This is a genomic window from Nostoc sp. UIC 10630 (assembly GCF_010747425.1).
Classification (GTDB): Bacteria; Cyanobacteriota; Cyanobacteriia; order Cyanobacteriales; family Nostocaceae; genus Nostoc.
Genome location: NZ_JAAGOG010000102.1, coordinates 1 through 12,447, shown reverse-complemented (window position 1 = coordinate 12,447; position 12,447 = coordinate 1). Strand labels below are relative to the sequence as shown.

Here is a 12,447-nt window from a genome sequence, read left to right as displayed (position 1 = left end):
CATATTTAATTGGTATAAAGTTTCGTTATATTTATCGTATTTTGTTAGATAATAGATGAAAACAAGCACAAAACTTTCACCAATTAATATTGCTTTAGCCGAATATGGAGTAATTAAACTATTTTCACAACAAGCTAAAGCTTGTTGATTTTTATAATCAATCAACCATCCTACTAATTAAACACCATTATTAATATATTCTTCCATCTTGGCTTTGAATTTTGCCGATTTGTCCTTTTTATAAAAAATTTCAATTATAAAATGAAGTGCTAAGTTAATAAAATTATCTTCTTGCTGATACAAACTATTCTGGAAAGCGTCATTTAGCGAAAAAATCAGCATCAAGCGAAGCAATCTGACTTGTCATAGCAAGCTTGATAGATATTTCCATTTTTAGGCTGAGATTCTCCCCTTTTGCCTTCTCCTGCTGTGCGTCCTCTGTGTCTCTGCGATTTGTTATAAAAAGAAGTCGATAAAAGATTCATAGGAACTAGACAAATAGCTTTTTTCCAGAGACGATGTAGTGATATATCTCGCAAACAACTTTTAGCTTTTACATTCTCTCTCTAGATAAAAAATCTTTCTCTCGGTAGATAGGTGTACTGGCTTTATTATGGCTGCTATGTTACCAATATGACGATAGTAAGACAAAACGCCCTAAATACAACCGTAAGTCCTTCAGTAAACACTCCAGAAACATTGGCAGAAAAGGTTATTGAAGCAGAGCGGATACATGACGTTCTCCTTTTGCTGCAAAACTTAATTAACAGTGAAGAAGCCACTATCAAACTAATTCTGGATTGTCTCTATGATGTTGGTTCAGTCAATCTAATCAACCAAAAGCTTCGCATGAAGCCTTTAAACAGGGTAATGAAATTAATTGCCCGAATGTCCAAACCAGTTTTTAGAACTTTGGCTTTCAATTGGTTTAAGAAAAACTGTCCGCAACTGATTACTAATTGGCTACACACCCAGGTAACTTTTAGAAGTACCCAAAACATACCTCAACAAGTAGCTGTTGAAGTTGCAGAACTTCAACCATATCCCTTACCACCGACTGAAAATCTTAGCCAAGAGATTAAAAATCTGCGTTCTCAGGTTAGATGGCTAGCTGGGATTTCAATAATAGCGATCGCTGTTTTAGCAATGACAGCAATTAAGTTAAACTGAAACCCATAATTAGCACCATTATCAAATTTAATAGATCCAGCAAGCTATTTTAGGCGTAAGATACACTTGAGTTCTAAAAACTCTAGCAGCCTAGAATGTGAATAATTTTTGATCCATAAGGCGTTTTGGAAAACAGTTGTTTGATTAACTCCAAGCACCTTAACTCTTTGTATTGCCAGCATATTCAAATAGCTGGTTCAGCATATATGCTAATTCGTACTATGACTTTGCCTAAACCTACCTTGGAGGATATCGAAATACATCTTCTCTTGGAAGGGGTATATCAGTATTACGGCTATGACTTCCGCGATTATGCTCTTTCTTCACTCAAGCGCCGCATTCAAAGCTTCATGCAATTGGAGGGGTTAGCTAATATTTCTGCTTTGCAAGAGCGTTTACTCCACAACCGTGCTTATTTAGAACGATTTTTGCTTGCTCTGACTGTGAATGTAACATCAATGTTTCGCGATCCGAGCTTTTATAATACCTTCAGAAATCAAGTTGTCCCCTTCTTGCAAACCTATCCGTTTATTCGCATCTGGCACGCTGGATGTTCTACGGGTGAAGAAGTCTATTCAATGGCAATTCTACTACAAGAAGAAGGGCTTTATCACCGTTGCCGGATATATGCAACTGATACTAATGAAAGGGTATTACAAAATGCTAGAAGTGGTATTTTTTCTCTAAAATTGATGCAGGAATATACTCATCTTTACCTGAAAGCAGGCGGCAAGAAGTCGTTTTCAGAATATTATACCGCAGCTTATGACAATGCTATTTTTCGCTCATCTCTCAGAGAAAATGTTGTGTTTGCCCAGCATAATTTAGCAACTGACAGTTCTTTTAATGAATTTAATGTTATTCTTTGTCGTAATGTTCTCATCTATTTCAATCAAGCACTTCAAAAGCGCGTACACCAACTATTTTATAATAGCCTCTGCACCTTTGGAATTTTGGGTTTAGGAAAACAAGAATCTATCAGGTTCACCTCTTATGAACAGCACTATGAAGAGATAGTCAAAGGTGAGAAACTATATAAAAAAATAGCTGGTGCTTAAAATTCAAGCTGTTTTAACTACTATATGAAGTAAAATTTTTTGATTTTAAATTGTAGAATAAAGTTACAATTCTGTCAAAAGACAGTCTGTAAAACATTTTTAATTGTGTTCAGAAGATACACTTAGCTATTGGTTAAGGTAAATTACACATTAAAGTCTTAAAGGAGATTGTCGATGCAGCTTCTCGAATGTCCTCCTGTTGCAGTCATTGCCGGAGAAAATGCGGTTCACGTTTCTCAATTACCTTCTATATGGCAAGAGATTGCTAGAGGAACCACGAGTGTCGGACTTTCTCATCCCCAAAGCTATGTTGAGATGGCACAGTTGTTCCTATATAAATTACAGCATGGTGACGTTGACTTATTTAGTGATCGCCCCCAACTAGCTCACTTGATACCCTCATTCTCTCAGCTTTTTGCACAACTAGCATGGGAAACCCTAGAGTTTTTTGGGCAAGACTTTCTCAAAGACAGCTATCCGAACTTTGCAGAAATTCTCCGTGATGTGGAGTCCAAGGGGGCAGCTTATGCTGATGAAGTAAAAGTGGCTCGCATTGGGATAGATTTATTCAACGAATTTGGTTATGAACTACCTGCCAGTTTCTATCATGTGCATCTAGCACCCATTTACCGCGATCATGTTTTTGAAGAACGCGCCTTAAGATTTGACCCTCGCGATATCGAACACAAACGTTCTTGGGATGCCATACTCCATGCAGGTAAGGTGTTTGCGATTCAGATGAAGGTGCAAAGTATTGCTTCTAAATACGGTTTTACTTATCAACACGGCTGCGGTTGCAACTCTCACCTATCTTCCATTGATGTATCTCGTGGGGCCTTTGAATATGAATTGAGTCCCGAAAAGCGTCAGCGATGGATTCGCAGTTTTATTTGGACTGCTTGGTATGAGTATGCCTTTTTTGCGATCGTGCCAAATACGAGTTATTTAGTGTAAAGAGAAATAAGTTGAGGGAGAAATTTCTCCCTCAACTTATTTACTGCCAAACGTAGATGAGGATAAACAAAATAATCCAGATGACATCGACGAAGTGCCAGAATAACGAAGTCGCGTTCACGCCGAAGTGGCCTGTGTCGTAATTGCCAGGAATGAAAGAACGTACCAAAATAATCGACTGCAACAGAATGCCGGTGAAAACGTGCAAACCGTGGAAACCTGTTAGCAGGTAAAACGTTCCGCCAAATACTCCTGTGGTGAAACCAAAATCGAGGCCGTTCCATTCAATCGCCTGCCCAACCAAAAAGTAAGTACCCATCGCCATTGTTGTCAAGAGAAACAGGCGAAATTTTACTAAGTCATGGCGTTGCAGGGCACGTTCTGCTAAGTAAATCACAAAACTACTAGCGACAAGAATTATCGTGTTGATTGTCGGTTCTTTTACTTCTAGCCCCGAAACACCAGCTGGTAGCCAGTTAGGAGTTGTTGTTTTGTAAATTGCATATCCGGCGAAAAAACTCAAGAAAATAACGCTTTCTGAGAGGAGGAAGACAATGAAGCCAAACATCTTGTTGCCTTCTTCGTCGTGCGTATGTTCTGCGGCTGTGTGGTGCAATTCATCTGAATTAATATAACTGTCCATTTTGCTTTTGGTTTGAGGGGAATTTGAAACGCAAAGGAACGCGGAGGGAAGCGCAGAAGTACGCGGAAGGTTTTTGCGTCTTCCCGATGCGTTTATTCTGGGAGGTTGGCTGTTAAGGGTTCTGATTTTCCGTAGCCGTAGGGTTCGGAGATGATGATGGGGATTTCTTCAAAGTTTTCTACTGGGGGGGGTGAAGAAACTAACCACTCAAGTCCGATTGCTCTCCAAGGGTTAGCGGGTGCTTTCTCGCCTTGCATCCAAGAAATCACCATGTTGAATATGAAGGGCAAGGTGGACATTCCTAAGAGAAATCCGCCGAGGCTAGCGATGATATTCCAAAATGTGTACTCTGGGGCGTAGGAAGCGACTCGACGTAACATTCCTTGCAATCCTAATGGGTGCATGGGCAAAAAGTTGAGGTTGGTGCCGATGAAGGCTAACCAGAAGTGGATTTTACCCCAGCTTTCGGAGTACATCCGCCCAGTCATTTTGGGGAACCAGTGGTAGATGGCAGCATATAAGCCCATCGTCACGGTGCCGTAAAGGACGTAGTGGAAGTGTCCCACCACAAAGTAGGTATTGTTAACGTGGACATCAACTGGCACTGAGGAAAGCATGATGCCTGTGATGCCAGCGAAGACAAACATGATTAATGCACCCAAGGCAAACAGCATGGGGGTATTTAACCGCAGTTTACCGCCCCAAATAGTTGCTACCCAAGCAAATACTTTAATTCCTGTGGGGACAGATACAAACATTGTCGTCAGCATGAAAATCAACCGCATCCAGCCGGGTGTACCACTGACATACATGTGGTGTACCCAAACAATGCCGCTAACTACGGCAATCAAAATGGATGAAACGGCAACTACTTTGTAACCAAATAAGGGTTTACGTGAATAAACTGGAAAGATTTCCGAGAAAATGCCGAAGATGGGCAAAATAATCACGTAAACGGCGGGGTGGGAGTAGAACCAGAAGTAATGCTCAAACATTACTGGATTACCACCCTTGGCGGGGTCGAAAAAGGCAGTTCCTGCTGTGAGGTCGAGTAGCAGCATCACCGCACCAGCTGTCAATGCAGGTAGTCCGAATAGTTGGATGATTTGGGCGCTAAATACTGCCCAGACAAACAAGGGCATTTTGAAGAAACCCATTCCTGGGGCCCTCATCTTCACGATTGTGGTGACAAAGTTCACTGCGCCCATAATTGAGGATACGCCGGATATTGCTACCGCTAAGAGCCAGAGAACTTGCCCATTAATCAAATTACCTGTGGGATTCTGAAGACTGACTGGCGGATAAGACCACCAACCGGCTTGGGCTGGGCCACCAGGGACAAAAAAGCTACCCATCATGATAATTCCGACTACTGGCACCATCCAAAAGGCGACGGCGTTGAGACGGGGAAATGCCATATCTCGCGCCCCAATCATCAGGGGTACTAAATAGTTGGCAAAACCAACCAATGAGGGAAATGTCCACAAAAACAGCATCACAGTGCCGTGCATGGTGAACATACCGTTGTAGACGGTGCGATCGACTAAATCTGATTCGGGTGTCATCAGTTCTCCCCGCATCACCATCGCAAAGATACCGCCGATGAGAAAGAAGAAAAATGAGGTAACGAGATACTGGATACCAATTACCTTGTGGTCAGTACTAAAGCTGAAGTATTCTTTCCAATTAGTTGGAGATTCGTGGTTATGCTTCTCATCAGGGAGAAGAATACCTTCAATAGGAACATTAGTCATGGTTACTTTCCTTTCAACCAGGTGAATTGACTAGAGGAGGTGCAGCAGGTGGAACTGTAACCCAACCAGTTTGGACTGATTGATTGGATGTTTGGGCATATTCAGAAGCTGCCTGATTTTTTGCAACGGATGGCTTTTGGGTTGCAGCTTGTGCTAGCCACTGCTGATAATCTTCAGGAGATTCGACAACCACATTCGCCTGCATCGTCGCAAAGTATGTACCGCTATATTGAGAATCGGTCAATCGGTACTTGCCGATGCGGATGGGAGTAAATTCAAAGTCGATCGCATGGTTGGGAATAATATCCTGCTTGAGGCGAAATGCAGGTATATAAAAGCCGTGGAGAACGTCTTGGGATTTCAGTGCTAAACGTATCCGGCGATCGCTAGGTAAATGCAATTCCGTACTGGTAATATCTCTTTCTGGGTAATGAAAAACCCACGCCCACTGTTTAGCTAGTACGTCGATTTTTTCTACAGGTTCCGCTAAAGCGTTAGCTGGTGAATCTTTTGGTTCTGCATAAGCTGATTCCATTCCCAATGGATTATGCAGGTGAACTATTTCCGATGGGCCTTGAATCCCCATTTGTTCGTAAACTTGGTAGCTGTAGCCCGCAATCCACAACACTAACAAAATGGGAATTGCTGTCCAGACAACTTCTAAGGTGATATTACCTTCAATTGGGGGGCCGTCAGTGAAGTCATCTTTGACTGCCCGATGGAAGATCACAGAATACATCAGAGTACTTGTGACTCCCAAGAAGATGAAGGAACCGAGGGTTACTAAGAAGCTAATCAAATCATCAATTAGTAGGGATTCGGCTGCTGCTTGGGGGGGAAGCCAGGAGTAAGCCTGCTTCCCGATCCAGAGACTCGTAACAGTCACTGCGATCGCGCCTGTAAGCAGCGTCAAAATATTTAAAATCTTCTGGATTTTCATGGTCATTGGTCATTAGTCATTGGTCATTGGTCATTAGTCATTGGTCATTGGTCATTGGTCGATGGTTAGTAACTTTAAACAAAGGACAATTGACAAATGACTATTTGAGTGTTGTGTTGAGGTCTTGGTGCGATCGCAGCAAATTATCTGCTGTATTGTGTACGCCAAACTCGGCAGCCATTTGTGCCCCTAGTGTCCCGTGGACGTACAGAATGAACATGATTGCTATGCCTGCCAACAGATAGATCCATTGCACTTCTCTATCTGTCTGTTTATATTCTTGTTTGGCCCAAATGAAGCGCTGCCATCCTCTCCAGATGGTCAAGACAACAATCAGCGCTAATAAGAACACACCACCCACACCATGCCAAAGCATAGTTTCCATTGCCTGCAATCCCCAGGCACTTTTCATATCAGCTGGTGGTGTTGCCAACAGCATTTCATAAAAGCCTGCTGCCACTGTGAAAAATGTGATGATGCTGGCAGCTAGCATGTTGTACCAGCCAACATCAAATAAGTTCTGACGTTCCACAGTAATTGCTAAAAATTTGAAGACCCATTTTTCAAAGGGGAACAGAACACCGACAATATCAAAGGTCATTCCAATGATGAACAAACCTATTGTCAGATGGACTAAGTTGGGATGAATGGGAATTGTGTAAGGTAATCCGTTTGCGCCTAAAGAGCCGCTTAATTGATCAATTAATTCTGAGTTCATCGCAACAGACCATCCTTTACTGCTTCCACAACTGGCACTGTATGCAATCCATAGACCCAAACAAGTTCATCTCCGAGATATACTTGCAAGCCAACTATCAAAGTTAAAACTAGTCCGGCTCCCAAATAATAAATTGATATTTTTTGCGGGTTGCGGGCACGAATTACATAGCGCCAAGCTGTAATCGCTGTGATGATTCCCGAAAGTGACCAACCAATCAGCGTATGCAAGTTCAGCACTGATTTAGCTAGGCTGTAAGGCTGTGCTAAACCCGCTTCAAACTGACCAAAAATAATCGCCACGAAGATGGCGATCGTGGCAACTAACATGTTCCACCAACTCACCTCAAAAAGACTGGATTTACCAGTAAAATAGCCAACTACGTCACAGAAAAAGGAAAACAATACCATCGCAATTACGAAGTGGACAACGATGGGATGAATCGTATCTGGATAGGGCAAATTGTGGTCGTTCAAAGATGTAAAATACTCAAGCATTGTCTTCTCCTGGACATATCTACCGCACTGTGGTCAAACTTCCATGATTGATAGATACTTACTAATATCACCACAAGTATCCATCGATAATTGACCGAAATATGTTCAATATGTGCGCGGTGCAATACGCTTAATCATGTCTTAGCTTTTTGCAGCTAAATCTAGTGAGCTTGCCGACAGGGAATAATTTTGATGATGATTAATTTCCTCATGCCAATAGTCTGCAACAGCAATTCTTGATGGAGCTAAACTAAATTGCTGTTGTTTGTTGATTTGCTTAACCTATCCTTTAGCTTAAGTAAATTTTTATGAATTGTCAAAGCAATAATAATTTAAATTTTAAAAGTTCTTTGTTTAGCAAAAAAGTATTTTTATAATGTAGCAATTCTGGCATAGATAAATATTTTAAAAACCCTAAATGTTAATATTTTTCTGTTAAATATTTCACAATGAAAAAATCTTTAATTGTAATGTTGATGACAAAAATATATAATTTTGATTAGTTGGTATAAATGCGAATCAAGGTAAGTTAGTATCTGTGGTGTTAGGGGAGAAAGCTGAAAGGATTTTATGAGCCATAAAATCACACTAAGATTGAAACCCGCATTCTACAAGTGTGAGGACGAAACAAGTGTCGTTTAAAATTGTGGTGATTGGTACTTCTTTAGGCGGATTATCGGCATTAAAAATTATTCTGGGGAAGTTACCAGCAGACTTCATAGTGCCGATCGCGATCGTGCAACACCGTCACAAGGAATCTAACGGCACACTCCAGGAATTATTGCAAGAATTTACTTCACTGCCGATTCGAGAAGTGGAAGACAAAGACGAAATCCTTCCAGGACATATCTATCTAGCTCCAGCAGATTATCACTTACTGGTTGAACCAGGTCACTTTGCCCTTTCGACTGATGAGCCAGTTTCTTATGCCAGACCATCTATCGATGTGTTGTTTGAGTCAGCAGCCGATGTCTACACTGAGCAAGTTATTGGTGTAATATTGACAGGAGCAAATCAAGATGGTATGCAAGGTCTTAAGAAAATAAAAGCGCGGGGAGGAATAACTATCGTACAGGAACCTACTACAGCTGAGAGCGATATTATGCCAGAAGCAGCAATTTCTGCTGTTACAGTAGACTGGATTTTGACACTCTCAAACATAGCTTCCCAAATGGTCAAGCTCTGTCACTCATCACGGAAATAAACCCATGCAGATGGAACCCAAAGTAAACATCCTCCTAGTGGATGACAAACTAGAAAATTTGCTAGCACTAGAAGCAATCCTGGAAAAACTGGGAGAGAATCTGGTAAGAGCTACTTCTGGGGAAGAAGCTTTGAGGTGTCTGCTACATCAAGACTTTGCAGTGATTTTGCTAGATGTGCAAATGCCAGGGATGGATGGCTTTGAAACTGCAACCTTGATTCGCAATCGGGGGCGATCGCGTCACACTCCAATTATCTTTCTTACTGCCTTTAGCACCAGCGACCAAATGCTGTTTAAAGGCTATGCCTTGGGTGCAGTTGATTATTTACTCAAACCATTAGACCCCAATATTTTGACTTCGAAAGTCACAGTATTTGTAGAACTATTTAAGAAAACAGAAGCTGTCAAGCAACAAGCTGCACAACTGGTAGCTATGAATGCGGAACTCAGGCAAAGTGAAGAACGATTGCGATCGCTAAGTACTTGTTCACCCGTCGGCATTTTTGAAATTGATACTGAAGGAGGATGTAGGTATACTAATCCTCGCTATCAAATAATTTGTGGTTTGAAAGCGACAGAGAGTTTAGAAAAAAGCTGGCTAGAATCTGTCCATCCAGAAGATAGAGAACGAGCAGTTGCTAGTTGGTCTAACTACATTTGTGAAGGTCGTGACTACTCTGAAGAGTTTCGCTTTCAAACTGCTCAAGGCATCATTCGTTGGGTTCAGGTTCGCTCATCACCAATGCTTTCCGGTCAAGGGGAATTGCTGGGATATGTAGGCACTCTCGAAGATATTACTGAACGCAAGCAAGCAGAAGAAGTCCGCGCTCAAGTAATTAGAGAACAGACCGCAAGGCAAGAAGCAGAAGCCGCAAATCGAATGAAAGATGAGTTTCTTGCCGTTCTTTCCCATGAACTTCGTACACCCCTCACCTCGATGCTGGGTTGGTCAAAAATTCTACGTTCTAAGAAACTTGACGACAAAGCCACTTCCCGCGCCCTAGAGGCCATTGAACGCAATGCTATCTCTCAGATGCAACTAATTGAGGATATCTTAGATGTATCTCGAATTATCCGTGGACAATTGCGATTAAATGTCTCTGCGGTGAATCTCATCTCAGTCATGGAGGCAGCTTTAGAAGCAGTGCGTCCCCTAGCAGAGCCAAAAGAGATTCAATTAAATACTATCTTAGATACTTCAGTAGGTTCAGTTTATGGCGATCCAGCGCGGTTACAACAAATAGTATGGAATCTACTAACCAATGCCATTAAGTTTACCCCCAAGGGCGGCAGAGTCGAAGTGAATCTGTCAATAGTCTGTAGTGAAGAACAAACAACTCAAAAATATGCCCAAATTCAAGTTATTGATACGGGTATAGGCATCAGTTCTGAGTTCTTACCGAAAGTATTTGAGCGTTTCCGGCAAGCAGACAGCACCACAACGCGATCGCATAATGGACTAGGACTAGGGTTAGCAATCGTCCGTCATTTAGTGGAACTACATAAAGGTACAATATCTGCCCAAAGTCAAGGCAGTGGACAGGGAGCAACCTTTACTGTGAGACTACCACTGCTACATGACAATCGGGGGAATAGGGAAAATAGAGAAGCCACAGGAGGAATTTCTTCCTCTGTGGCATCGACACCGCTTGCTGGATTAAAAGTTTTAGTTGTAGATGACGAAGCAGATACCCGTAACTTTCTCAGTTTTATGTTTGAAGAGTATGGAGCGATCGCCACTGCGGTAGCATCAGTTGATGAAGCATTAGCAGTACTTGAGCAAGCAAAAGCAGATATCCTGATTAGCGACATCGGTATGTCGGAGCAAGATGGCTATACACTAATTCGGAAACTGCGCTCTTTAGAACCAGAAAAAGGTGGATGTATGCCAGCCATCGCTTTAACAGCGTACACCCGAGAAGAAGACCGCTTAGAAGCGCTTGCAGCAGGGTTTCAGCAGCATTTATCTAAGCCAATAGACCCCACTAAATTGATTGCTATGGTTGCCAGTGTATTAAAGCTATCTGTTCAAGTTCCAGTAAGTTGATTTTGAACTGGGGAATGGGAGAAAATTCAGAATTAAACGGCATTTTTTCTCAGTTCGTCTAAAGAAACCACTTCCAAAGCTCTAGCATGGGTTGCAGAGAGAATGACGGGTGGAGCAACACCAGCTTCGAGAGCTTCTTGCCAGCGAGAAGCACACAAACACCAGCGATCGCCAGGCTTCAATCCAGGAAAATTAAAATCAGGAACAGGTGTGCTTAAGTCGTTCCCCCGCAATTTCGTGAACTCCAGGAATTCTATGGTCACTTCGGCACATACGACGTGCGACCCGAAATCCTGACCACCTGTGCGACAAAAACCATCGCGGTAAAATCCAGTCATGGGAGAAGTGCAGCAAGCTTCTAGGTTTCCACCAATTACATTTTTAGCTTCTATCATCGTTAATTTATTGCACTTAATTTTTCACTTTGATATAAGCCTATATTGACACTTCCCTAGTTAAATAAAAATCGCTATCCCTGATTAATTCAGAAAAGCACGAAATTCTAAAATCAACTTATATTAGGGGACTTCCAAAAAATAAATTATCCAAAATTATTTGTATATTTCTAGGGGCGCAAGGCCTTGCGCCCCTAACCAAACGCAGGGATGGGATGTTTTTTTACTGGAAGTCCCTAAGCTCCTAATCTTACGGTTATTGGGAATGCTGCAATATCTCAGTAAAAGTTCCAATAAAAACCCCTGGTAGTTAGCCAGGGGTAATGCAAGTCAGTACTTTTTCGCATGGAATGTATCCTACTCAAATACCATAGCAACGGCCTAATTTATAGATATGCCATTTTGCCAAACAGAAAAAACCCCCAGTGGTAAGCCGAGGGTTAATTTTTTTTGGAATAGCGGTAATCTACAAAGCTATTGTTCCCAGATCAATAGGCAATAAAATCAGAATTTCTACATAATATCTAGTGGCTTGCTGTTGATAAGCAAAGCTGATGAGTTCCATCAGGTTTACAAAAGTGAAATAGTTGATTAAAAATTGTAAAGCATTGTAAAGTGTATTCACAGGCGAAAACGAAATTGCCTGATTCATAAATCACTAACCGCACTTATAAAACAATGACAACAACCTTACAACAGCGCTCAAGCGCTAACGTATGGGATCGATTCTGTGAATGGATCACCAGCACCAACAACCGCATCTACATCGGCTGGTTCGGCGTAGTCATGATCCCCACCTTGCTAGCTGCCACCGCTTGCTTCGTAATCGCCTTCATCGCCGCACCTCCAGTAGACATCGATGGTATCCGCGAACCAGTAGCAGGTTCCTTGATCTACGGAAACAACATCATCTCTGGTGCAGTTGTCCCTTCCTCCAACGCTATCGGCTTGCACTTCTACCCAATTTGGGAAGCAGCATCCTTAGACGAATGGTTGTATAACGGCGGTCCTTACCAATTGGTAATTTTCCACTTCCTGATTGGCGTATTCTGCTACTTAGGTCGTGA

At 42.0% G+C, this 12,447-nt stretch carries 12 protein-coding genes and 1 pseudogene; 6 read left to right on the top strand and 7 right to left on the bottom strand.

Annotation, left to right across the window (positions count from 1 at the left end):
* The first annotated feature begins 633 nt into the window (after nt 1–633).
* The 3 genes from G1O98_RS21925 (at nt 634) to G1O98_RS21915 (ending at nt 3,182) form a co-directional block, all read left to right on the top strand.
* Nucleotides 634–1,170, top strand: coding sequence for a hypothetical protein (locus G1O98_RS21925; protein WP_163931750.1), 537 nt, complete (start codon nt 634–636; stop codon nt 1,168–1,170).
* A 221-nt stretch (nt 1,171–1,391) separates the two neighbouring features.
* The gene (locus tag G1O98_RS21920) at nt 1,392–2,228 is read left to right on the top strand and encodes a protein-glutamate O-methyltransferase CheR (protein ID WP_163931796.1); all 837 of its coding nucleotides are present in this window, start codon (nt 1,392–1,394) and stop codon (nt 2,226–2,228) included.
* Between the two features lie 174 nt (nt 2,229–2,402).
* Nucleotides 2,403–3,182, top strand: coding sequence for a hypothetical protein (locus G1O98_RS21915; protein WP_163931747.1), 780 nt, complete (start codon nt 2,403–2,405; stop codon nt 3,180–3,182).
* Between the two features lie 40 nt (nt 3,183–3,222).
* On the opposite strand, the gene G1O98_RS21910 is transcribed toward G1O98_RS21915, so the two are convergent.
* From G1O98_RS21910 to G1O98_RS21890, 5 genes are all read right to left on the bottom strand, one after another.
* Complete coding sequence (locus tag G1O98_RS21910) at nt 3,223–3,825, bottom strand: heme-copper oxidase subunit III (RefSeq protein WP_163931744.1); 603 nt, start codon at nt 3,823–3,825, stop codon at nt 3,223–3,225.
* Between the two features lie 92 nt (nt 3,826–3,917).
* Nucleotides 3,918–5,579: a cytochrome c oxidase subunit I gene (gene ctaD / locus G1O98_RS21905; protein WP_163931741.1), complete on the bottom strand. Its 1,662-nt coding sequence runs from the start codon at nt 5,577–5,579 to the stop codon at nt 3,918–3,920.
* 13 nt (nt 5,580–5,592) lie between these two features.
* Nucleotides 5,593–6,519 carry a cytochrome c oxidase subunit II gene (locus G1O98_RS21900; RefSeq protein WP_163931792.1) on the bottom strand — a complete coding sequence of 309 codons (927 nt, stop codon included), beginning with the start codon at nt 6,517–6,519 and terminating at the stop codon, nt 5,593–5,595.
* Between the two features lie 100 nt (nt 6,520–6,619).
* The gene (locus G1O98_RS21895) at nt 6,620–7,237 is read right to left on the bottom strand and encodes a DUF2231 domain-containing protein (RefSeq protein ID WP_163931738.1); all 618 of its coding nucleotides are present in this window, start codon (nt 7,235–7,237) and stop codon (nt 6,620–6,622) included.
* Nucleotides 7,234–7,734 (bottom strand): DUF2231 domain-containing protein, encoded by a 501-nt coding sequence (locus tag G1O98_RS21890; RefSeq protein ID WP_109010708.1) that lies wholly within the window; start codon nt 7,732–7,734, stop codon nt 7,234–7,236. The genes G1O98_RS21895 and G1O98_RS21890 overlap by 4 nt, the downstream gene beginning before the upstream one ends.
* 631 nt (nt 7,735–8,365) lie before the next feature.
* On the opposite strand from G1O98_RS21890, the gene G1O98_RS21885 reads away from it, so the two are divergent.
* Entirely contained in the window at nt 8,366–8,938 is a 573-nt protein-coding gene (locus G1O98_RS21885) for a chemotaxis protein CheB (protein WP_163931735.1), read from the top strand.
* A gap of 4 nt (nt 8,939–8,942) precedes the next feature.
* Nucleotides 8,943–10,985: a response regulator gene (locus G1O98_RS21880; RefSeq protein ID WP_163931732.1), complete on the top strand. Its 2,043-nt coding sequence runs from the start codon at nt 8,943–8,945 to the stop codon at nt 10,983–10,985.
* A 32-nt stretch (nt 10,986–11,017) separates the two neighbouring features.
* Here the strand turns inward: G1O98_RS21880 and G1O98_RS21875 are convergent, their stop codons facing one another.
* Nucleotides 11,018–11,380 carry a DUF2237 domain-containing protein gene (locus tag G1O98_RS21875; protein ID WP_163931730.1) on the bottom strand — a complete coding sequence of 121 codons (363 nt, stop codon included), beginning with the start codon at nt 11,378–11,380 and terminating at the stop codon, nt 11,018–11,020.
* Between the two features lie 466 nt (nt 11,381–11,846).
* On the bottom strand, nt 11,847–12,032 hold the full coding sequence (locus G1O98_RS21870) for a hypothetical protein (protein WP_163931726.1): 186 nt from the start codon (nt 12,030–12,032) through the stop codon (nt 11,847–11,849).
* Between the two features lie 26 nt (nt 12,033–12,058).
* Between G1O98_RS21870 and G1O98_RS21865 the strand changes: the two are divergent.
* Nucleotides 12,059–12,447, top strand: a pseudogene (locus G1O98_RS21865) (photosystem II q(b) protein); the annotation flags it as partial.

Coding starts and splice junctions, on each gene's coding strand:
- G1O98_RS21925 (WP_163931750.1), top strand. CDS start 634: ATGACGATAGTAAGACAAAACGCCCTAAATACAACCGTAAGTCCTTCA.
- ctaD (WP_163931741.1), bottom strand. CDS start 5,579: ATGACTAATGTTCCTATTGAAGGTATTCTTCTCCCTGATGAGAAGCAT.
- G1O98_RS21915 (WP_163931747.1), top strand. CDS start 2,403: ATGCAGCTTCTCGAATGTCCTCCTGTTGCAGTCATTGCCGGAGAAAAT.
- G1O98_RS21870 (WP_163931726.1), bottom strand. CDS start 12,032: ATGAATCAGGCAATTTCGTTTTCGCCTGTGAATACACTTTACAATGCT.
- G1O98_RS21880 (WP_163931732.1), top strand. CDS start 8,943: ATGCAGATGGAACCCAAAGTAAACATCCTCCTAGTGGATGACAAACTA.
- G1O98_RS21920 (WP_163931796.1), top strand. CDS start 1,392: ATGACTTTGCCTAAACCTACCTTGGAGGATATCGAAATACATCTTCTC.
- G1O98_RS21895 (WP_163931738.1), bottom strand. CDS start 7,237: ATGAACTCAGAATTAATTGATCAATTAAGCGGCTCTTTAGGCGCAAAC.
- G1O98_RS21890 (WP_109010708.1), bottom strand. CDS start 7,734: ATGCTTGAGTATTTTACATCTTTGAACGACCACAATTTGCCCTATCCA.
- G1O98_RS21910 (WP_163931744.1), bottom strand. CDS start 3,825: ATGGACAGTTATATTAATTCAGATGAATTGCACCACACAGCCGCAGAA.
- G1O98_RS21900 (WP_163931792.1), bottom strand. CDS start 6,519: ATGAAAATCCAGAAGATTTTAAATATTTTGACGCTGCTTACAGGCGCG.
- G1O98_RS21875 (WP_163931730.1), bottom strand. CDS start 11,380: ATGATAGAAGCTAAAAATGTAATTGGTGGAAACCTAGAAGCTTGCTGC.